General features: G+C 69.1%; 18 protein-coding genes. 5 read left to right on the top strand and 13 right to left on the bottom strand.

Annotated elements, in window-relative coordinates; translation table 11 throughout:
- Positions 1–31 precede the first annotated feature (31 nt).
- Positions 32–769: a GntR family transcriptional regulator gene (locus tag DIZ26_RS28275; RefSeq protein ID WP_112246890.1), complete on the top strand. Its 738-nt coding sequence runs from the start codon at positions 32–34 to the stop codon at positions 767–769.
- A gap of 4 nt (positions 770–773) precedes the next feature.
- Here DIZ26_RS28275 and DIZ26_RS28270 read toward each other — a convergent pair whose 3' ends face one another.
- The 8 genes from DIZ26_RS28270 to DIZ26_RS28235 form a co-directional block, all read right to left on the bottom strand.
- Complete coding sequence (locus DIZ26_RS28270; protein WP_112246888.1) at positions 774–1,457, bottom strand: IMP cyclohydrolase; 684 nt, start codon at positions 1,455–1,457, stop codon at positions 774–776.
- Positions 1,458–1,510: 53 nt separating this feature from the next.
- On the bottom strand, positions 1,511–6,376 hold the full coding sequence (locus tag DIZ26_RS28265) for an NAD-glutamate dehydrogenase (RefSeq protein ID WP_112246886.1): 4,866 nt from the start codon (positions 6,374–6,376) through the stop codon (positions 1,511–1,513).
- A gap of 138 nt (positions 6,377–6,514) precedes the next feature.
- On the bottom strand, positions 6,515–6,715 hold the full coding sequence (locus tag DIZ26_RS28260) for a ferredoxin (RefSeq protein WP_232828646.1): 201 nt from the start codon (positions 6,713–6,715) through the stop codon (positions 6,515–6,517).
- Entirely contained in the window at positions 6,709–7,935 is a 1,227-nt protein-coding gene (locus DIZ26_RS28255; protein WP_112246884.1) for an NADH-ubiquinone oxidoreductase-F iron-sulfur binding region domain-containing protein, read from the bottom strand. The genes DIZ26_RS28260 and DIZ26_RS28255 overlap by 7 nt, the downstream gene beginning before the upstream one ends.
- The gene (locus DIZ26_RS28250) at positions 7,932–8,504 is read right to left on the bottom strand and encodes a hypothetical protein (RefSeq protein ID WP_112246882.1); all 573 of its coding nucleotides are present in this window, start codon (positions 8,502–8,504) and stop codon (positions 7,932–7,934) included. The genes DIZ26_RS28255 and DIZ26_RS28250 overlap by 4 nt, the downstream gene beginning before the upstream one ends.
- Positions 8,504–9,412 (bottom strand): FAD:protein FMN transferase, encoded by a 909-nt coding sequence (locus tag DIZ26_RS28245; RefSeq protein ID WP_157979833.1) that lies wholly within the window; start codon positions 9,410–9,412, stop codon positions 8,504–8,506. Before DIZ26_RS28245 ends, DIZ26_RS28250 begins: the two co-directional genes overlap by 1 nt.
- 29 nt (positions 9,413–9,441) lie before the next feature.
- Positions 9,442–9,723, bottom strand: coding sequence for a hypothetical protein (locus DIZ26_RS28240; RefSeq protein ID WP_112246878.1), 282 nt, complete (start codon positions 9,721–9,723; stop codon positions 9,442–9,444).
- A gap of 101 nt (positions 9,724–9,824) precedes the next feature.
- Positions 9,825–10,313: a MarR family winged helix-turn-helix transcriptional regulator gene (locus DIZ26_RS28235; RefSeq protein WP_112246876.1), complete on the bottom strand. Its 489-nt coding sequence runs from the start codon at positions 10,311–10,313 to the stop codon at positions 9,825–9,827.
- Between the two features lie 97 nt (positions 10,314–10,410).
- On the opposite strand from DIZ26_RS28235, the gene DIZ26_RS28230 reads away from it, so the two are divergent.
- Positions 10,411–11,391: an NmrA/HSCARG family protein gene (locus DIZ26_RS28230; RefSeq protein WP_112246874.1), complete on the top strand. Its 981-nt coding sequence runs from the start codon at positions 10,411–10,413 to the stop codon at positions 11,389–11,391.
- Positions 11,392–11,402: 11 nt separating this feature from the next.
- Here DIZ26_RS28230 and DIZ26_RS28225 read toward each other — a convergent pair whose 3' ends face one another.
- Entirely contained in the window at positions 11,403–12,164 is a 762-nt protein-coding gene (locus DIZ26_RS28225) for an SDR family NAD(P)-dependent oxidoreductase (RefSeq protein WP_112246872.1), read from the bottom strand.
- Between the two features lie 19 nt (positions 12,165–12,183).
- A complete protein-coding gene (locus DIZ26_RS28220) occupies positions 12,184–12,885 on the bottom strand; it encodes an SDR family oxidoreductase (protein WP_112246870.1) in 702 nt (233 codons plus the stop codon).
- A gap of 100 nt (positions 12,886–12,985) precedes the next feature.
- Between DIZ26_RS28220 and DIZ26_RS28215 the strand changes: the two genes are divergently transcribed.
- The gene (locus DIZ26_RS28215) at positions 12,986–13,873 is read left to right on the top strand and encodes a LysR family transcriptional regulator (protein WP_112246868.1); all 888 of its coding nucleotides are present in this window, start codon (positions 12,986–12,988) and stop codon (positions 13,871–13,873) included.
- A gap of 283 nt (positions 13,874–14,156) precedes the next feature.
- Here the strand turns inward: DIZ26_RS28215 and DIZ26_RS28210 are convergent, their stop codons facing one another.
- Both DIZ26_RS28210 and DIZ26_RS28205 read right to left on the bottom strand, forming a co-directional pair.
- Complete coding sequence (locus DIZ26_RS28210; protein ID WP_112246866.1) at positions 14,157–14,834, bottom strand: VOC family protein; 678 nt, start codon at positions 14,832–14,834, stop codon at positions 14,157–14,159.
- Between the two features lie 60 nt (positions 14,835–14,894).
- A complete protein-coding gene (locus DIZ26_RS28205; RefSeq protein WP_112246864.1) occupies positions 14,895–16,277 on the bottom strand; it encodes a dihydrolipoyl dehydrogenase family protein in 1,383 nt (460 codons plus the stop codon).
- A 142-nt stretch (positions 16,278–16,419) separates the two neighbouring features.
- Between DIZ26_RS28205 and DIZ26_RS28200 the strand changes: the two genes are divergently transcribed.
- Positions 16,420–17,925 (top strand): MFS transporter, encoded by a 1,506-nt coding sequence (locus DIZ26_RS28200; protein ID WP_198676316.1) that lies wholly within the window; start codon positions 16,420–16,422, stop codon positions 17,923–17,925.
- Positions 17,922–18,683: an SDR family oxidoreductase gene (locus DIZ26_RS28195; protein WP_112246860.1), complete on the top strand. Its 762-nt coding sequence runs from the start codon at positions 17,922–17,924 to the stop codon at positions 18,681–18,683. Before DIZ26_RS28200 ends, DIZ26_RS28195 begins: the two co-directional genes overlap by 4 nt.
- Here the strand turns inward: DIZ26_RS28195 and DIZ26_RS28190 are convergent.
- Positions 18,680–21,412 (bottom strand): helix-turn-helix transcriptional regulator, encoded by a 2,733-nt coding sequence (locus DIZ26_RS28190; RefSeq protein ID WP_112246858.1) that lies wholly within the window; start codon positions 21,410–21,412, stop codon positions 18,680–18,682. The two genes, DIZ26_RS28195 and DIZ26_RS28190, sit on opposite strands and share 4 nt — an antisense overlap.
- Positions 21,413–21,648 lie beyond the last annotated feature (236 nt).

Here is a 21,648-nt window from a genome sequence, read left to right as displayed (position 1 = left end):
CATACAAAGGTCGTTCAGGTAACATCCCGGCATGGCCGCCCTCCCGATCCAGATCGATCGGGCGAGCCCGGTGCCGCTCTACCACCAGCTCGCCGAGCAGCTGATCGCCGCGATCAGCGACGGCACCCTGCGCCCGGGCGACCCGTTCGAGAACGAGCAGGCGATGTCGGACCGGCTGAGCCTGTCCCGGCCGACCGTCCGGCGCGCGATCTCCGAACTGGTGAACAAGGGCCTGCTGGTCCGCCGCCGCGGTATCGGCACCACCGTCGCGAACCAGATGGTGCACCGCAAGGCCGAGCTGACCAGCCTGTACGACGACCTCGAGCGCGAGGGCCGCACACCGCGCACCGACGTACTGTCCTTGAACTGCGAGGCCCACGACGACCGCGCCGCCGAGGCGCTCGGCCTGCCGCCGGGCACCCCCGTCGTCGCGATCGTGCGGCTCCGGTACGCCGGTGACGCCCCGCTCGCGATCATGCGCAACTGGTTGCCGCCGGCAATGAACGACCTGACCGCCGACGCGCTTCAGAAGGAGGGTCTGTACGCGCTGCTCAGGGCGCGCGGTATCCGCCCGAGCGTCGCGCGGCAGCGGATCGGCGCCCGCAACGCGACCGCCGAGGAACGCCGTACGCTCCAGCTCACCAAGGCCGAGCCGCTGGTAACCATGACCCGCAGCGCGTACGACGCCGACGGCATCGCGGTCGAGTTCGGCGACCACTGCTACCGCGCCGACCAGTACTCCGTCGAGGTGGTCGTCTCCGACCGCTGACGTCTCAGCGGGCCCGGATGATCGAGTCTTCGAGGCTCTCCGTGTGCAGCGGGATGATGGCTAGGGCGACGCGCAGAGACGGGTCGAGGCGGTTCCAGAGCAGGTCGGGCAGGGACTCCCACTCGACGTCGACCGACGTGACGACCGGGTAGCCGTCGGTCACCACCTGAGCCGCCGTACCGGAGTACGTCGTGACGACGCCGGCCGTGGCCTCCTCGGAGCGGCGGAGGAACAGGGAGGGGTGCTGCACCTGGTCCGCGGAGTACGAGCGGGCCGAACCGACCACGACGTCCAGCAACTCCGGGCCTTCGACAACGGCGCCGGCGAAGATGCGCGGCGTACGGATCGGTGGGTCGGGTTCGTAGTCGAGGTTGCGCAGGGCGACCTGGAGGTCCACGCAGTCGGCGTGCGTACCGGCGAGCTCGGAGACGTGGTTGCCGTTGCCGACGATGAACCAGTCCTCGTCGCGGATCGCCGCGGTGTAGTGCCGCAACTCGTCGGTCGCGCCACCACCGACCTCCTGTACGACGATCTCGCGCTCGGAGATCACGAGTTCGCGCTGCTGGGAGGCCGGACTGCGCCCGGTCAGCCAGTACGCCGCGAACGGCCGCCCGTCGCTGTCCCGCCCGATCGCCACCCCTCGGCCCGGATACTCACAACCACCCACCACATCCACAAGGGTCGCCACCGCCGAAGCCTAACCTCCGGAGTACCGGCCGGTCGCCGGTACTCCGGATGCTGTCAGGCGTGATTGCCGAGGAGGGTTCGGACGAGGCGCAGGCCGACGGACAGGTGGGCCAACTCCGGCCCCTCGGTGTCGACGATCTCCCCCATCATCGTCTCGGCCCGCGAGAGCGCGGTCGCGTTCATGTCCTGCCACGCCGCGACCCGGTCTTCCGGATCGGCCGTCGCGTCGGTCTGGCTCAGCACCTGCCGGGTCAGCCGGGCGTGGACGGCGTGCAGGTCGTCACGCAGCGCCGCGCGGGCCATCGTCTGCCAGCGGTCGGTCCGCGGCAGCCCGACGATACGTTCGAGGAAGAGGCCGAGGTGCAGCCGCTCGCCGAGCGCGAAGTGGACCTTGGCGACCTCGAGCAGGTCGAGGTCGTCCGACTCGGCGGTCTCCACGATGCCGAGTCCGGCGTACGCCGGTGGCAGTACCGCGATCCGGGTGGCGAAGTCCTCGGCGACCCCGGCCGACATCAGCGCCTCCCGGCGGTGCTCGAACAAGGCCAGCTCGCGACCTCGTAGTACGTCGGGGAGCGCGGTCGTGAGCTTGGCGATCCCTGGCGCGAAGAAGTCCACCAGCTCCGCGATGTCCACCGGAGGCCGCCGGTTGGACACGAGCCACCGCGTCGCCCGCTCCACCAGCGTGCGCGTCTCCAGCCGCATCGCGGTCTGCGTGTCGGCGTGGATCACGTTGTCCAGCTCGGCATTGCGGGCCAGCAACTCCGGCTGCGCGAAGATCCGCGAGGCCGCGAGGTTGGCCCGAACGACGTCCTCGATCGAGCCGCCGGTCTCGAGCGAGAGCCGGTGGTAGGCGGTGATCCCGGAGGAGTTGATGAACTCGTTGACGACCTGGGTGGTGATGATCTCGCGGCGCAACTGGTGCGACTTCATCGGTTCGGCGAACCGCTCCTGGATCGCGACCGGGAAGTACGACGCGAGCTTGGACTCCAGGTACTCGTCGTCCGGCAGCGTCGTCTTCAGCAACTCCGCTTCCAGCACGATCTTCGTGTACGCGATCAGCACCGACAGCTCCGGCGGAGTCAGCCCACGCCCTTCGGCCTTGCGCTTCTTGAACTCCGCGACGCTCGGCAGGAACTCCAGCTCACGGTCCAGCAGACCTTGCTTCTCCAGCCGCCGGACCCAGTCGGCGTGCACGTGCAGCAGCGCCGCGGCCTGGGCGGTCGCGTTGGCGAGCCCGATGTTCTGCCGGTAGTTGCTCTTCAGCACCAGCGCCGCGACCTCGTCGGTCATCGACGCGATCACATCGTTGCGCTGCTTCTCGGTCAGGTCGCCGTCGGCGACCACCTTGTCCAGCAGGATCTTGATGTTCACCTCGTGGTCGGAGGTGTCCACGCCGGCGACGTTGTCGATGAAGTCGGTGTTGATCCGGCCGCCCTTGGCGGCGTACTCGATCCGGCCGAGCTGGGTGAAGCCGAGGTTGCCGCCCTCGCCGACCGCCTTCGCGCGCAGGTCCGCGCCGTTGATCCGGATCGCGTCGTTGGCCTTGTCACCGACGTCCGCGTGCGATTCGTTCGCCGCCTTCACGTACGTCCCGATGCCGCCGTTCCAGAACAGGTCGACCGGCGCCTTCAGGATCGCCTGCATCAACTCCGCGGGCGTCAGCTTCGTCGGGTTGCCCTCCAGGCCGAGTGCCTCGCGGACCTCCGGCGAGATCGGGATCGCCTTGTCGGTCCGCGGGTAGATCCCACCACCGGCGGAGATCAGCGCCGGATCGTAGTCGCCCCACGACGACCGCGGCAACTCGAACAGCCGCTTGCGCTCGACGAACGAGGCCGCGGCGTCCGGAGTGGGGTCGAGGAAGATGTGCCGGTGGTCGAACGCCGCGACCAGCCGGATGTGCTCCGACAGCAGCATCCCGTTGCCGAACACGTCACCCGACATGTCACCGACCCCGACCACGGTGAAGTCGGTGGTCTGGCAGTCGTGACCCATCTCGCGGAAGTGCCGCTTGACCGACTCCCACGCGCCACGGGCGGTAATGCCCATCGCCTTGTGGTCGTACCCGACCGAGCCGCCCGAGGCGAACGCGTCGCCGAGCCAGAACCCGTACTCCTTCGCCACCCCGTTCGCGATGTCGGAGAACGTCGCCGTGCCCTTGTCGGCCGCGACCACCAGATAGGCGTCGTCACCGTCGTAGCGCACCACCGACGACGGCGGAACGATGCCACCAGCAACGATGTTGTCGGTGATGTCCAACAGCCCCGAAATGAAGGTCTTGTACGACGCGATGCCCTCGGCGAGCCAGGCGTCGCGGTCCACCGACGGGTCGGGCAACTGCTTGGCGTAGAAGCCGCCCTTCGCCCCGACCGGCACGATCACGGAGTTCTTCACCATCTGCGCCTTGACCAGCCCGAGCACCTCGGTGCGGAAGTCTTCCCGCCGGTCCGACCAGCGCAACCCACCCCGGGCGACCGCGCCGAACCGCAGGTGCACACCTTCCACCCGCGGCGAGTACACGAAGATCTCGTACGCCGGGCGGGGCTGCGGCAACTCCGGGATCGCCTTCGGCTCCAGCTTGAACGAGATGTAGTCGCGCGGCTTCCCGTCCGGTCCCGGCTGGAAGTAGTTCGTCCGCAGCGTGGCCTTGATCACCGTCAGGTAGGACCGAAGGATCCGGTCCTCGTCCAGGCTCTGCACGGTGTCCAGCGAAGCGACGATCTCCTTCTCCAGTTGCTCGACCGCACTCTGCCGGTTCGGGTCGTCGGCCGCGCCGCGCTCCGGGTCGAAGCTGGTCTCGAACAACCGGACCAGCAGGCCGGCCACATCGACGTGGTTGAGGAAGGTGTTCTCGATGTAGTCCTGGCTGAACGGCGTACCGCCCTGGCGGATGTACTTCTGGTAGGCGCGCAGGATCGACACCTGCCGCCAACTCAGGCTCCCCCGCAGTACCAGCGCGTTCAGCTTGTCGGACTCGGCCCGCCCCGACCAGACGGCCTGGAAGGTGTCCGAGAAGAGCGCACGGTTCTCCTCACGCTCCTCGACGTTGCGGGGTGCCCGCAGCCCGAAGTCGTAGATGTACGCCGTACCGCCGGGCCGGCGGATCTCGTACGGCCGCTCGTCGATCACCTCGACGCCCATGTGGGTCAGATGTGGCAGCACCTGGGACAGCGACAACGCAGTACCGGTGCGGTAGACCTTGAAGCGGCGCTCGCCCTCCCACTGCTCGTCGATCGGGCTGTAGAGCGACATCGCCAGGCCGTCCTCGGCCGGGAGGCCGTCGAGGATCATCGCGTCCTTCACCGCGACCCGGGCGTCGAAGTCTTCCTTGTACGCCTCGGGGAAGGCGCCCGCGTACTGGCTGCTCAGCCTGGTGACGGCGCCGTCGCCGCCGTGGGCGTGCAGCGCGACGGTGAAGTCGTCCTGCCAGGCCCTGGTCGCCTCGATGACCCGCTGCTCGAGCAGGTCCGGGTCATAGTCCCCTACGGTCTCGCCCTGCTTCATCCGCACCACGAAGTGCACCCGGGCGAGCACAGACTCGGTCACGTAGGCGGCGTAGTCCACCGAGTCGGCGCCGATCGCGTCCTTGAGGATCTGCTGCATCTTGAGCCGGACCGCGGTGGTGTAGCGGTCGCGAGGCAAGTACACCAGGCAGGACAGGTACCGGTTGTAGACGTCGCGGCGGACGAACAGCTTGACCGCCCGGCGCTCCTGCAGGTGCAGCACCGACTGCACGATCGGCAGCAGGTCTTCCACGGGTGCTTGCAGCAGCTCGTCGCGCGGGTACGTCTCCAGCACGTCCAGCAGGCCCTTGCCGCTGTGGCTGTTCGGGTCGAAGCCGGTCTGCTTGAACAGCTCGATCGCCTTGCGCCGCAGTACCGGGACCTGCATGACGCTCTCGGTGTAGGCGGTGGACGAGAGCAGGCCGATGAACCGGCGCTCCGCGACCGGCTCGCCGTTCTCGTCGAACTGCTTGATGCCGACGTAGTCCAGGTACGACGAGCGGTGCACCGTGGACCGCGAGTTCGCCTTGGTCAGGATCAGCAACTTCTTCTCGCGCGCCTTGGCGCTCACCTCGGGCGGCAGCAGGCCGGCGTTCTCGTCCTGGTTCGGGTCCTTGCGCAGGATGCCGAGGCCGGTGCCCGGGACGCCGCGCAGAACGCCCTGCTCACCGCGCATGGAGAACGCGTACTCGCGGTAGCCCAGAAAGGTGAAGTGCTCGTCGGCGAGCCAGGCCAGCAGCTCCCGGGCGTCCTCGACCTCGCCGGGACTGACCGGCAGCTCGGCCGGGTCCAGGTCGGCGGCGATGCTGACCGCCTTCTCGTGCATCTTCGGCCAGTCCTCGACCGCCTCGCGGACGTCGTTCAGGACCAGTTGCAGGGCCTTCTCCAGCTCCCGGTGCTCTGCGGGGTCGGCGATCCGCTCGACCTCCAGGTGCATCCAGCTCTCTCGGACCAGGTCGTGCTCGTCCGCAGCGGCGTCGTCGGCGAGGACCTCCTGCAGGTTGCCGGCGATGTCACGCCGGACCACGAACTGCGGGTGCACCAGCAACTGCAGCTCGAGACCGTGCTCGGTGATCACCATCGAGGCGCTGTCGACCAGGAACGGCATGTCGTCGACGACGATCTCCACGACCGTCCGGCCGTTCGCGGACCAGCCGTGCTCTTCCACGGTCGGGGTGAAGACGTGCACCTTGGCCGTGCCCTGCGGCCGGACCGAGGCGGACTTGTAATGGTGTCGCGCAGCGCCCAGACAGTCCGTCGGCTGCCGCTCGGCGACATCCTCGGCCGCGACATAGCGGTAGTACCGCTCGAGGAAGCTTCGCAGCTTCCCGGCATCGACCGACTGGTCCTTGCCGTGCGTTCCAGCGAATACCGCTTTGGCGAGAACATCCGCCTTCTGGACGTCCAGCTTGCTCTGCATTCCCCACCGTCTCCACGTGGCGTCGACGCTTCCTTGCGCCGGGCCGCACGCCCTTGTGCGCCCCCCTCAGAGATTAGTCCACTTCTGTCACTGGTGTGATCCCGGGACGCTCCTTTCCGATGCCTGACAGATCACTCTTCACACCTCGCCGAGACGCAGAGCAAGGGCCGGACAGGCCAGTACTGCGCGGCGCGCGTTCGTCAGTTCACCAGGGGTGACCGGGCGTCCATCGAGCACCGGGAAGCCCCACTCGTCGAGCACCACGTCGTCGCCGAGCAGGGTCGCGCAGAGCCCGTGCCCGTCACAGCGGGTCCAGTCGATCTCCAGCTTCTTCACCATCCACCTCCAGGCACAGGCAGCACACCCAGTACTGCGCGGCCGCACCCGCCGGCCAGGTGCTGGCGGACGTCGTCACCGAAGACCTCGAGGGCCGACGCGAGGAAGCGAGCCGAGCCGTCGGGATGAGCGCACGCGCCTCTCCCAGGCACCAGGCCGAGGTGGCGATGCGCGTCGTGCCAACCGGCCGGGTCGCCACTCAGCAGCCGGCCGAAGTCGTCGACCAGCGCTGCCGTCCCGAACACGCACGGCCCGCATTGACCGGCCGACTGACTCGCCAGCCACTGCGCTACCCGATGCACCTCGCCGAGCGGACAGGTGTCCGGACCGAGCGCTACGACGATCCCAGCACCCAGGGCGACCTCGGGACGACTCAGCTTGATGCCGTCCGGCCTCGGCAACCATTGCCCGTGGTACCCGCCGATCAGGACCGGCCCAGCGACCGGCGCCCCGGCGTACTGGAGAACGGTCTCCAGCGGTACGCCGGTGGGCGTCTCGATGACACCAGGGCGCTGCACTGCGCCGGCGACCGTCAGCAGTTGGGTCCCCGGCTCACTGCTCACACCGGTGCTGCTGAACTCACGGGAGCCGAGCCTTGCCAGTACTGCGAGCTGCGCGAAGGTCTCCACGTTCGACAGGAACGTCGGGCGCTGGTGGTAGCCCTTCCTCGTCGGCAGCACCCGCCGCCCGGGCGGCACGGCCGGACCCCCCTCAAGGATGCTCAGGACAGCACGAGCCTCCCCCGCGACGAACCGGCCGGGTGTATCGCTCACCTGGATCGGTACGGCGTCCTGCCGTTCCTCGATCGCCGCCCTGATCGAGGCAGCCGCAGTAGCGTCGTGGACAGCTACCAGCACCTCCCGAGCGTGCAGTGCTTGAGCAAGCCCCGCGGCCCCATCCAGTACGAGGTGTGGCGCCAGCGTGAGCAGTAGGCGGTCCTTGCGACTCAGCGGCTCGCTCTCGGAGCCGTTGACGACCACGGCCTCGATCCCCTTCGCAGGTAAGTCGGCCAGCTTGAGCGCGACCGGGAAACCCGCGCCGCCTCGACCTCTGAGTCCGACGGCGGTCGCTAGCTCGCTGTAGGTCTCCCTGCTGAGCTGTGGTTGCCTGCCATGAGTCCAGAGGTGGTGTTGAAGATCCGCCCTACCCTCCAGCAGTCCCGCGAGCAGCCGTGGCTGACCGATGGACCGCAGCAGCGGTGGGTTCTCCTGCACGAGTGTCATCGGAATCTCCCTGCTCGAGCGAGACTGAGCGGCGTACTGGCTTGTAGTGCGCGGGTTCGGGCGCGGACGGCGACTGAGGCGCCTACCGCGACAACGCAGCTGATGGTGATGGCGAGCATCCACGGCGTACTGCGATCGGTACCCGCCAGGAGGCCGTGGCCGACCGACAGGAGCCAGCCGATGGACGCGGCGATGTGAATGGATCGCCAGCGCTTGGTGAATGCCTGTGAGCTTGCCAGTCGTCCTCTGGCAGCGCCGACCAGCGCTGCAAGCACCAGGCCGTACATGGCCAGCACTCCGAGCGTCACCGCGAAGGGCCGGTAGCCACTGCTGAAAGGCCAGATCAGGACTGAGGAACTGATGTTTACGTAGCTGTCGGCGATGACACCGGTGACGTGTGTGGCCAGTAGAAGCAGACCGGTCACAGCAGCCGAGCGGTGGACGTACTGGAGCCAGAACCGCTGCTCAGGCTTGCGGTTGCCTGCACCGATCGCTCCGAGCGAAGCAGCGATGGTGAAGAGGACCATCGCCATGACGCCACTGGCACGAGCCAGGTACCAGAGCGTCATCAGGCGGCCCTGCTCGCCGACGGCCAGCCCGCCAGCTCCGTGATCTCGCCGTCGTCGGCCACCAGCCGAGCAGGGTGACCGGCGAGCGTCAGCCGACCGAGAGCCGCTTCCCCGGTCGCGACCAGCGCAGTACTGAAGGTGTTCGCCCGTACTGCGGTCGGCGCCCAGACCGAGGCGGTACGCCAAGGTCCGTCGGCCGGAGCGCCGGTGCGAGGGTCGATCACATGGTGCGCTTCACCTTTGTGGGTGGCCCATCTCCGCGCAGTACGGGTCGAGGTCGTGAGGCCTCCGTGGGACAACGTCACCTTGGCGACCGGGTCGCCCTCGCGCTCGGCAACACCGATCACCCACGGCTCGGCCGGCGTACCGGCGGCTCGAAGGTCACCACCGATCTCCACCAGTACTGCGCAGCCGTGGCGCCTGCTGAGCACAAGAGCAGCCCTGTCGGCGGTCCAGGCCTTCGCGGTGGCGCCCAGGTCGAGCAGAGTGCCCTTCGGTACGCCGACCATCGCCAGCTTCCGATTGAGCTGGACGTTCTGCCACCCGGACGCCGGCACCGGGCTCGCCGCTGTCTTCGAAAGACGGTTGCGTACGGCAACGATGTCCTGGTCGTAGCCCGCAGCAACTACTGCTGCTCCGACCGTCGGATCGACCGCACCGCCGCTGATGGACGCGGCAACCAGGCTGACGTCCACGAGATCGACCAGCAGCCGCGATACAGGCACCATCGAACCGGCCCGCCTGTTGACCGCGGCAAGCTCTGAATCCAGACGGAACCTGCTGGCTGCCTTGTCGACGCGATCCATCAACGCCTTGAGCGCACCACACGCAGCACCCAGTACTGCGGGGTCGTCGACCGTCAGCCGCACAGTGCAACTCCAGGCCGACCAGGTTCGCGAAACACTCATCGAGCGCGTCTCACGTTCGCCGAGCGTGGTCATGAGCCGTTGCTCCCGCCTTGCGTCGGCGAGCCCTGGTGCGTGGAGCCGAGACCACTGCCGCTACTGCTACTGCTGCCCTGGTCGTCGGAGCTGGAGTTGCTGCTGTCAGAGTCGTCGGAGCTGGCCGTAGTACCGGTGCTGCCGTCGGCCTGCTGCGTCGACAGGACTGCTACGACGAGGCCGGTACCGCCGGCGCCGAGTACTGCGGTTGCGATGGCAGCGGCACCGGCCCGGCGCAACCAGCGGGACCGCTCTGAATGAGGTTCTTGGGTGACCATGCCTGAAGCCTCGCCGCCAACGCCTCAGGCGCACGCCAAGGCAACCTCAAGCGGCGATCAAGTTCTGCTGAAACTCCCCTGAGAAGAGCTCTCAGCAAAGCTCAGCAGCCGGTGACGCCGGGCGGGCAGGTGGAGCGCTTGTGATCGTCGATGGCGGCGAGCACGTCCTGCGCGGCACGGCCCAGGGTTTCCAGCCGCTCGGCGCCGAGAACGTCGACGAACAGCTCACGGACCCGGCCTGCATGAGCGGGAGCGCAGGCCTCGATCGCGGCCCGGCCCGCCTCGGTCAGCGCGATCTCCGGATAGCGCGAGTCGCACGCCTCCTTGCGGATCAGGCCGCGCTTCTCCATCCGGCTCAGGTGATGCGACATCCGGCTCTTCTCCCACTGGGTCGCCTCGCCCAGCTCGAAGGCACGCATCCGGCCGGTCTCGGACTCCGACAGGTTGACCAGGATCTCGAAGTCCGACCCGGACAGGCCGAACTCACGCTGCAGGTGCCGCTCCAGGTGCGACTCCAGCGTCCGGCGCATCAGCAGGTAGCTGCGCCAGGCCTTCTGCTCGTCGTCGTCGAGCCACGGTTCGTCCGCCACCTTCCCATCGTAGCGGATGGGGTTGACACATCAACCCAGCGCGCTATGCTCGAGGTGAGTTGACACATCAACCAAGATCTTCGAGCAGGAGTTTCTGATGACTGACAAGTTGCTCATCGCCGTAGTCGGAGCCACCGGTTCGCAGGGCGGCGGGCTGGTCCGGGCGATCCTGAACGACCCGGACGCGACGTACGCCGTACGGGCCCTGACCCGGAACGCGGAGTCGGACAGCGCCAAGGCCCTGGCTGCAGCCGGTGCCGAGGTGGTCGAGGCCGACCTCGACGACGAGGCGAGCCTGCGCAAGGCTTTCGAGGGTGCGCACGGTGCCTACGTGGTGACGAACTACTGGGTGCACCGGACGCCGGAAGAAGAAGCCGCACGATCCCGCGGGCAGATGGAGTTGGAGCAGGCGGCCAACGCTGCCCGGGCGGCCAAGGACGCCGGCGTGGCGCACGTCGTCTGGTCCACCCTCGAGGACACCCGGCTGCACTTCGGTGACACCGAGCGGGTGCCGAGCCTGGACGACGGGCGCTACAAGGTGCCGCACTTCGACGCCAAGGGCGAGGCGAACGAGCTGTTCACGCAGTACGGCGTACCGACCACATTCCTGCAGACCACGTTCTACTTCGAGGCGATGTTGCAGGGCATGGGTCCGGTCCGCGACGAGAGCGGCAAGCTGATCCTCACGATGCCGATGGCCGACCAGCCGTTGTCCGGCATCGCGGCCGTCGACATCGGCCGGACGGTACTGGGCATCTTCAAGCGGGGCAACGAGTTCATCGGCAAGACCGTGAGCATCGCCGGCGACCACCTGACCGGCACGGAATACGCGGCAGCCCTGACCGACGCCCTCGGCGAAGAGGTCACCTACCAGCCCTACACCTGGGACGAGTTCCGCGCCCTCCCCTTCCCGATGGCCGTCGAATTCGCCAACATGTTCCAGTTCTACGCCGAGGACTCCGCCCGCTTCACCGGCGACCGCGACCTGAAGCTGGTGCGCGAGCTGAACCCGGAGCTGCAGTCCTTCAAGACCTGGCTCGCCGAACACAAGGACGAGGTCAAAGCCACCATCAACTGACGAACTTCGGCTCAGCGGCCTAGCCGCACCCCGGTGAGCGAGGCGCAGGCTTCCAGGAAGGCGTCCTGCGTCTCGCTCACCCCGGCCACCGGATTCGTCCGGTGCGTCCGCAGGTGGTAGAAGTACTCGCCGCTCGGCGTACTGTCCGCCGTCGCCAGCCACGCCTGCGTCAGGTGCGCCTGGCTCAGGTCACCCGGCGCGCCCCGGCCGCCCATCTTCGTCGGCACCCATCCCGGATCGACCGCGTTCGAGAGCACCTCCGGCCACAGCCGCGCGACGGCGAACGCGATGAGCACGTCGTGCAGCTTCGAGTCGGAGTACGCCTGCGCCCCTCGCCACCGCCGGCGCTCCCACTGCAGGTCGTCCAGCACCACGTCGCCCCCTTCGTGCATCCCGGAGCTGAGATAGATCAGCCGGTCCGGCCGGTCGATCAGCGCGGTCAGCAGGTACGGCGCCAGCGAGTTGATTGCGAAGACGTGCTCCAGCCCGTCGACGGTCTCGATCCGCGGCTCCTGGTATCCGACGGCGGCATTGTGGACGACGACGTCGAACCGGCCGGACGCGTTCGCCTGCCGGGCCACGTCCTGGGTCTCGGCGATGCTCGCGAGGTCGCCGATCAGGACCCCGGACGCCTTGGGCAGCGCCTCGGTCGCGTCGGCCGCACGCCGTTCATTGCGGGCGTGCAGTACGACGTCGTGGTCCTGGTCGAGCAGCTCGGCCGCGAGCATCCGCCCGAGACCGTCCGCGGATCCGGTGATCAGGATGCGTGCCATCTCTCCACCCTGCCAGGTCTCAGACGAGGACGTTGCCACCGCCGACGGTCAGGATCGAGCCGCTCGCGTAGGGCTGGTCCATCAGGAAGACGTACGCCGCGGCGATGTCCTCCGGCTCGCCGATCCGGCCGACCGGCAGGCTGTCGCCGGCCGCCTCGTAGTCGAAGCCCTCCGGCCAGAGCGGCGTCCGCACGACGCCGGGCTTGACGGCGTTGACCCGGATCGGGGCCAGTTCGACCGCGAGCGAGCGGGTGAGCGCGTCCATGGCGCCGCACACGCTGGCCGCCACGGACCAGCCGGGGCCCGGGCGGTCGGCCGCCGTACCGGTGGTCAGCGTGATCGATCCGCCTGGGCGGAACTTGCCGCTGGCCGCGCTGACGGTGTGGAGGAGGGCGAAGTACCGCAGCTCGAAGGCCGTGCGAGCACGGTCGAGGTCCATGGCGCGGGCGTCGACGAGCGTCAGCGACTCACCGGCGGTGTAGACGAGGTGGTCGATCGGCTCGAGATCGGCGAAGAACGCGCTGACGGCGGCGGTGTCGGTGAGGTCGAGCGCGGTGCCGGTGACCGACGCCGGCAGCTCGCCGAGCGCCCGCTCCACCGAGTCGGGGTTGCTGGAGGCAACGATCACGGTCGCGCCGCTGCCGGCTGCCAGCCGGGCGGTGGCGAGGCCGATACCCGACGTCCCGCCGAGGACGACGACGCGCTGGTCCTGGATGCTCATGTCTGCTGCCTTTCGTGGTTCGGTGTCCGTTCCACGATGCGGCCGCCAGAGTGCCTGGGTCCAAGACCTGTTTCCACGGCTGTAATACCCTGAAGGTATTATGGACGTCGACCTCCGCAAGCTCAGGTACTTCGTCGCCGTCGCCGAGGAGCTGCACTTCGGACGCGCGGCGGACCGGCTGCACATCGCGCAGCCGGTGCTGTCGCGTCAGATCCGGGCGCTCGAGAACGAACTCCGGGCACAGCTCTTCGTCCGGACGAAGCGGGCCACCGAGCTGACTCCGGCCGGCCGGCAGTTGCTGGACGACGCGCGTCCGCTGCTGGCCGCGGCCGACGCCACCCGCCGGCGGGTCGCGCAGGCGGCGCGTGGTGCGAAGACGTTCACGATCGGCTTCATGCCCGGGCTCACGGTGACCTCGGTCGTCCGGCGGTTCGCCGCGGCGAACCCGGAGCTCGAGGTCGAGGTCGTCCGGACCACCTGGGACGACCAGGTCGAGGTGCTCCACGACGGCCGGGTCGACGTCAGCATCGTCCGGCTCCCCATCGACCAGGCCGGGCTGGTGCTCCGGCCGTTGTTCGAGGAGCCGCGGGTGGCGATGGTCCCCGCCGACCACCGGCTGGCCGGCAAGCCATCGATCGACATCACCGACCTGGCCGACGAGCACCTGCTCCAGGACCCGGACGCCGTTCCCGAGTGGCGCGACATCGCCCTCGAGCTGCGCTCAGGTCACCCGCGAGCGGTGCCCGTCCTGCACAGCGTCGAGGAGAAGCTTGAACACGTTGCTGCAGGCAACGGGATCTCGATCGTCCCTCAGTCGGTCGCGGACTTCTACCACCGCCCCGACGTCAGCACCCTCCCGGTGAACGACCTCGCACCCAACAAGGTCGCCCTGGCCTGGATCGCCACCCGCCGCTCGCGCCTGATCCACTCCTTCGCCGACCTGGCAACGGCCGCCGACTGGGCGCCCCGGCCGGGCCGCCGCGCTTGAACGACACCTCGTGAGTTGCTGGCGATCGTGATGTTGTCGCCGCGTATCGAAAACTTGATACGCGGTGGCAACATCACGACGCGTTGACTACCGGCGTGACCTTCTACGCCGTCTCCCTGGCCGTGCTCGCCACCGTGTTCGTGATCCGCGTCCTCCGTATCCGAGCCCACCGTCAGCCCGTCCGCGACGAGGACTAGCCAGACTTGGGCGAGCTCCACCGGTGGCGCCGAGGGCCGGCGGCTCGGGAGATTGATCCGAGCCGCCGGTTTCGGCGTCGGCACCGTTATTGAGGGAGGTCAGTGCCGGTGCGTTCGGCGACCATGTACTTCGCGTACCAGGCCGGCCAGTTTTCGTCAGCCTGGCCTGTGCGGGCCTCGTGTTCGCCGTGGGCGGCCGCGGCGCGCTTCAGCGCTCCCTCGAGGTCTTCGACCGAGCTGTACGTCGTTTGCGCCGGGTCGACGCGGCCGGGGAGGCGCGTCGTGACCTCCTGGAGCAGCCAGGTGTTGCCGTCGGGGTCGCTGAAGGTCGCGAAGGAGCTGTAGCTGGACCGCTCGTCAGCAGGCCCGGACACGCGCCCGCTGAGGTCGCCGACCTCGAACTGAGCGCCCGGTGCGCCGGGGTGGAAGACCTCGCTGACGGTTGCGCCGTGCTCAACCAGGTCAGCCCGCGCAGCCTCGACATCGGAGACGACCAGGTAGAGACCCTGCGCCGTACCGGGCTCGGCCGACGTGATCTTCGTACCGAACTGGACCGACGCGGGCGAACCCGGCGGCGTCAACTGGACGACGCGGAAGCCGTTGTCGAACGCGAAGTCGGCGTCGAGCCGCCAGCCGAGGCCGGTGTAGAACTCCTTCGACCGGTCGACGTCCGCGACCGGAATGACGACGGCCTCGAACTTCAGGTCGACGGAACCCGGGGCCACCGCGCCCGACTCGTCACTGCGTACTTCGGTAGTGCTCATGACTTCCTCCAGAGATGAACCTTGTTCGTTGACACCTAATCTGCCGTCGCCCGGACGGCGTCACGCCCGTGAGAATCCCTGGTCAGTCGCCGTCGCACCCGGGTGTAGTTGCGCGTCCAGGTCCCGCAGTACATGCAGGAACGCCTCGGAGAACGTCGGGAACGGCTGGATCACATCGAGCAGCACCTCTACCGGCACCTTGGCGCGGATCGCCAGGGTCGCCTGCTGGAGCCATTCGCCAGCCTCTGGACCGACCGCGTAGGCACCGGTCACCACGGTCCCGTCCGACACGATCGTGAGGAACCCAGGGCGGGTGTCGTACGAGCGCAGGTACGTCGCGGTCCGCGCCACCCCGGACAGCTGGACGGTACTCACGAACGGCCCGTCCGCCGCGCCGACCGAGGCGGCCTGCGGGTCGCAGTACACGACGCGCGGTACCGCCTCGTAGTCCGCCGTCCGCGGCCGCCCGAGGATGTTGCTCGCCACGACCCTGCCCTGGTACTCGCCGACATGCGTGAGTTGCCACAGGCCGGTGACGTCGCCGATCGCCCACAGGTCCGGCCCCGAGGCGAGTCTGGCGTCGACCTCGATACCCCGTGGGTTCGCGGTGATGCCGACGGTCTCCAGGCCGATCCCGTCGACGCGCGGCCGTCGGCCGGTCGCGACCAGCAGGCGGTCACCCCGCACCTCGGTTCCGTCGCTGAGGTCGACCACGTACGACGAATCCACGAGCCGCACGTTTTCCGCGCCCACACCGACCCGCACGTCCACGTTGTCCGCACTGAGCGCGGCTGCGACCGCCTCGCCCACCGCTCGCGGGTCACGGGGCAGCAGGTGTTCAGCGCGCTCGATGAGGGTCACCGCCGCGCCCATCCGAGCCAGCGCCTGACTCATCTCGACCCCGGTCGCCCCGCCGCCGAGCACGAGCAGCCGATCAGGTACTTCGACCAGCCCGGTGACGTCGCGGTTGGTCCAGACACCCGGTAGCGACTGGAGACCGGGCACCGGTGGGATCACCGGATCCGCACCGGTCGCGATGACGATGTGCTGCGCGGTGTAGGTCCGGTCATCGACCGCGACGGTGTGCGGACCCGCCAGCCGGCCGTGGCCACGCAGTACGTCGAGACCGGCGCCCTTCGCCCACGACACCTGACTCGAGTCGTCGTAGCCGGACACCATGAAGTCGCGCCAGCTCATCACGCCGTGGGGATCGAGGGTGCCGGTCACGGCCTCGCGCGCACCGGGAGCGTCGAGGGCGGCGGCCAGTGCCTCGCCGGGGCGGAGCAGCGTCTTCGACGGAATGCAGGCCCAGTAGGAGCACTCGCCGCCGAGAAGCTCGCGTTCGACGACGGCGACGCGGGCGCCACCCTTGGCCAGCGCGGCGGCACAGTGTTCGCCCGGCGCACCTGCTCCGAGCACGATGACGTCGTACTGCGTGTCCATGTCGGGCGCTCCCCTCGAAGACCATCAACACGGCGAGTCTGGCCCTGCAGGCGGTGCGGCGGAGCCAGGGACAGTCCCTGGTTCGCGTGACCAGGGACTCTCCCGGGGTCGAGTTCGGGACCGTTCGCCGGACCCTGGCAGCATGACTGCGAACGAGGTGCCGACCACGTCGTACGACCAGGTCGGACTGGTCGAGCTGCGCAGCAGAGCCGGTGGCGCTCTGATCGCGGCGACAGTGCTCGCGTCGATGGTCGGTTTCATCGACGCCTACATGGTCAACGTCGCCGTACCGGCGATCAGCCGCGACCTGCACGCCGGTGTGAGCGAGCTGCAGTGGGTGCTGACCGGCTACCTGATCACCGTCGCGGCTCTGCTGCTGCTCGCCGGAGCGCTGGCCGACCATTTCGGTTGGCGGCGCATCCTCTTCGCCGGCCTCCTGGTCATGCTCGTCGCGTCCTTGTGCTGCGCCGCCGCCCCGAACGTCGGCGCGCTGATCGCGGCGCGCGTGGTCCAGGGCGCCGGCGGGGCGCTCGTCGTGCCGAGCAGTCTGGCCTTGCTCAACGGAACCCTGCGACCGGTGGACCGCGCTCGCGGAATCGGTGTCTGGGCAGGCGTGTCGACCCTTGGTACGACGCTCGGTCCGTACGCCGGTGGGTGGCTCATCGACCACGGCTCCTGGCGCTACGTGTTCCTGCTGAACTTCCCGCTGATCGTTGTCGCCGCCTGGATTCTGCGCACTGTGCCGGAGGTCGACCGGACGCGACGGCCGCTCTCTGTCGACCTCGCCGGTTCGCTGCTCGCCGTCCTCGGTCTGGGCGGACTGATCTATGCGCTGACCGAGGGACCGTCCTCCGGCTGGCGTAGCTGGGAGGTCCTGCTCTCTGCCGCGGTCGGCGTGGTCTGCTTGGCCGGACTGATTCCGGTGGAGCAGCGCCGGTCAGCGCCGATGCTGCGGACGGCCCTGTTCCGGATCCGGCAGTTCGTCGCGATCAACGCGGCGACGATCCTCTTCTACGGCGCACTCTCGGCAACCGGCTACCTGGTCGTCCTGCAGTGTCAGCTCCAGTTGGGCTACAGCGCCACCGCGGCCGGCGCGGCCCTGATCCCGGAGTCGGCCGTCTTCCTGATCGTCTCGCCGTTGGTCGGCAGCCTGGTGGCACGCTTCGGCACCCGCTGGCCGATGACGATCGGCATCCTGATCGTGGCCGGTGGCTTCGCGTGGCTGTCGGCCGCGCAGCCTGGTGACAGTTACGTCCGGGCGATCCTCCCGGGCGCGCTGCTCTGGGGTCTCGGCATCGGTCTGACCGTCGCACCGCTCACAGCCGGCGTACTCGCGGCCGTCGACGACGGCGATCTCGGTGAAGCGTCGGCGATCAACGACGCCGCGTCGCGGATCGGAGGAGTGGTACTGATCGCGCTCGTTCCCGCTCTGCTCGGCGTGGGCAGCTCGGACGACCTTGCCCAGCCACTCGCAAACAGGTACCGGACGGCGATGCTGGTGATGGCAGCGCTGAGCGTCGTGGCGGCCGTGATCACGATGCTCTTCGTGGCGCGGGGCCGCCCGCCGGTCACCCGAATGTCGGCGACACCACGCGTGCACGGCTGCGCCGTACCGGTAGCAGCCGCAACGAACAGGAGAGCAGCATGACCGAATCAACCACTCTGTCCACCGCGCGATCGGACGGCAGCCTGACCGGGCAGGTCGTCGTCGTGCTCGGCGGAAGTTCGGGGATCGGGCTGGAGACCGCCCGGCAGGCCGGCGCGGCCGGTGCCCGGCTCGTTGTCACCGGGCGCAATCGCGAGCGGCTCGACGCGGCCGCCGACGAGGTCGCAGCGGAGACTGCCGCCACCCTGGACCTCGGCGACTCCGCCGGCGTGGCGGAGTTCTTCGCCGGTCTGCCGGCCCAGATCGATCATGTACTGGTGAGTGGCGGCGGACCGTTCTACGCGCCGATCACCGACCTGGACTTCGACCAGGCGCGAGCTTTCATGGACGAGCATCTGGTCGGCTCGCTGCGCATCGCCCGGCTGTGCATCGGGCGGGTCCGTGCGGGCGGCTCGCTGACCTTCATCAGCGGTACCGGTGCCCGGCGTCCCGGGGTCGGACTGAGCATGGCCGCGATCGCTACCGCGGCGCTGTCCGCGATCGCAGCGAATGCCGCGCTCGAAATCGCCCCCGTCCGGGTCAACGCCGTGGCGGCCGGGTTCGTCGACACTCCGTTGTCCGCGCGCCTGCTGGGTGATGGACTCGAGGACCGCCGCGCAGGGCTTCGCGCCACGCTGCCGATCCGGCGAGTGGTCGGCCCGGAAGATGTGGCCGCGCTGATCGTCCAGCTGATGACCAACGGTGCGCTGACAGGTGCGACGTACGACGTGGACGGCGGTCAGCAACTGCTGCCGGGTTAGGTCCTCGCGGTCTCGGCTTCGGGCAGCGCGTCCCGCAGTTGCCGGCGTGAGCTGATGGACAGCTTGTCGAAGATCTTTCGCAGGTGCCATTCGACCGTGCGCGGACTGAGGAACAGCCGCGCACCCACCTCGGGGTTGGAGAGGCCGTCGCTGACCAGGACCGCGATCTGGCGTTCCTGAGGCGTCAGCTCTTCGCCCGCCGACGACGCGGCGGTTCGCCTGCGGAGGGTCTCTCCGGTCGCCTGCAACTCCCGGCGAGCACGCTCGGCGAACGCTTCCATACCGATCGAGGTGAACAGGTCGTACGCAGTACGCAGCTGAGTCCGTGCATCACGTCGGCGGCTCTCCCGGCGAAGCCATTCGCCGTAGAGCAGGTGGGCGCGCGCCAGGTCCGGGCGCAACCTGGTGCCGGTGAGCAACTCGATCGCTTCGCCGTAAGCCTGTTCCGCTTCGGCGTCGCGGCGTACCAGCGCTCGTGCTCGTGCCTCCAGACCGAGACCCCAGTACTCGTCGGTGCCCGCGGTCGTTTCGCGCAGTCGCGCCCACGCGGCGGCGGCCTCGCGATGCCGTCCGCTCCGGACGGCGGCCTCGACCTGTTCGCTCAACGCCCACGAGGAGACGAACAGCTCCGGCGTGTCCTCCGCGGCAGAAGTTGCCCAGAGCAACGCTTCGTCGTGACGACTCAAAGCGTTCAGGATCACCGACTTCGTCCAGCGCGCGTACTGCGCCGCTGTGCCCTGCCCCTCGGCCGTCGCTCTCGCGATCGTGTCCTCGATCAACCCGAAGGCCTCGTCGGCCCGGCCGCGGAATGCGGACAGCACCAGTGCGCCGTACTGCAGGACATGCGTGCCGGTGGCTTCCCGTACTGCGTCGGCCTCGGCTCGCAGCGACACCGCCTCGGCGAAATCTCCCGCCATGGCGGCCACCTGGCCGAGGACGTTGACGCCGACGGCGAGTACGGCGAGCGCCCCGGCGGCACGAGCTGTCTCCACTTGCCGGCTGGCGGTGGTCAGACAGGATTCGAAGTCCCACGCTGTGGCGGCCGCGGCGGTGGCGAGCCAACCCCAGCGCAGTACCTCCTCGGCGGTGACCTCCGGCCCGCCGAACGCCGTTGCGGCTTGTTTGAGCAACGGGACCGCGGCGTTGCGTCCTTCGGCGAAGACGAGCGCCAGGCCGTCGAGGAGTACGTCGGAACTCCGGGGCGCCGCGTCCGGTCGCGGTGCCGTCGTGGCCGCCACAGAAACCTCGCGGAGCCCGACCGCGCCGGCGAGGCGTCCCGCGAAGAGAGCGGCGCTCCAGGCATCGAGGTAAGTGTCCCTGGCGAGTCGCGCGTCCAGCGATTCGACGGTCTGTGCCGCACGTAACAACAGACCGGGCGCTTCGCGGCCGCGCTGCTGGGCGAACGCGGCTTCCGCGCGGAGCAGATCGACCCGGGCATGGCCGAGGTCGTCCAGCGTTCCCGCCTCGGCCGTCGCGAGCAACGACCAGGCGGTCCGGAACGCGCCTGCTTGGAGGCTGGCGTGTGCTCCGGCCAAGGCACGGTCGGTACGCCGTGCCGGGTCGCTGGTCAGCGCAACCGCACGCTGCCAGAACGCCGCGGCCGCTGCGAAACCGCCCCTGGCCTGAGCACGGTCCGCGGACCGCTCGAGCTCGACGGCTACTTCCTCGTCCGGTCCGTTGGCGGCCGCCGCGAGATGCCACGCGCGCCGGTCGGGGTCGGCAGCGGAATTCGTCGCTTCGGCCAGTGCGAGGTGTACTGCGCGTCGCTCCGCCGCCGAGGCCGATCCGTACAAGGCCGACCGGACGAGCGGATGCCGGAAAGTGACTCGCTGCCCCAGGCTCAGCAAGCCGTCGATCTCCGCGAACGCCGCCGCGATTCCGAGTTGGTCGGCCGCCCGGCGTACCAGCACCGGATCGCCGACCGGCTCGGCCGCCGCGACGAGCAGCAGCTGCCGGGTGGCAGCCGGCAGCGCGTCGGCCTGGCGGAGGAAGCTCTGCTCGATCCGTCCGGACAGTCCCTGGCCGCCGAGCAGACCGAACCCACCGGCGAGCTGGGTGGCCGTGAGGCCGCGGGGAAGCTCGAGCAGGGCCAGCGGATTCCCGCGGGTCTCGGCCACCAGCCGCTCGCGGATCGGCTCGTCGAGCAGGAACTCGACGGCCGATCCGAGCAGGGCCCGCGCGTCGTGGTCAGGCAGCCCGTCGACCTCGAGCTCGGGCAGACCCTTCAACTCGATACCGACCTCGCGGGCACCGAACAGCAGACCGACTGCATCGGCACCGAGCCGGCGAGCGACGAAGCCCAGGGTCTGAGCGCTCGCGGTGTCGAGCCACTGAGCGTCGTCGACCACCACCAGCGCCGGTTCCTTCTCCGCGAAGTCCGAGATGAGGCTGAGCACGGCGAGCCCGACCATGAAGCGATCCGGAGCCGGACCGGGCGCGAGCCCGAAGACCGTCGCGAGCGCCCGGCGCTGCGGCTCGGGAATCTGGTCCATCCGGTCGAGCAGCGGTACGCACAACTGGTGCAGGGCTGCGAAGGCCAACTCCATCTCGGACTCGACGCCGGCCGCGCGCAGGATGCGCAGATCCGCCCCGGACTCGGTTGCATAGTGCAGCAGCGCGCTCTTCCCGACCCCCGCCTCGCCGCGAACGACCAGCACCTGGCTTGCGCCGCTGCGGACGGTAGCCAGTAGATCGTCGAGGACGGCACGTTCCGCCTGGCGCCCGAGCATCCTGTCGAATCACCCCTCCAGCCGATCTGCCTCAGCGTAGAACCGGCCTGGCCCTTTGGCCACCGTGCCCGCCGGTCTTTGCCCACGGCAAGCGGCTGCTGATGGCGGCCGAGCGGTTGCGCGTGGCACCGGACAGGCAAATACTCCGAAATGTCGGGCAGTGGTGGAACGGCTACCTGCCGCCATCGGCCCGGCGGTTCGAGGGACCCCGTCCACAGGTCCCGTTCACTCCTCGG

This window comes from Kribbella monticola (assembly GCF_003261635.1).
Lineage (GTDB): Bacteria > Actinomycetota > Actinomycetes > Propionibacteriales > Kribbellaceae > Kribbella > Kribbella monticola.
This window is presented reverse-complemented; position numbering and strand designations above follow the sequence as displayed.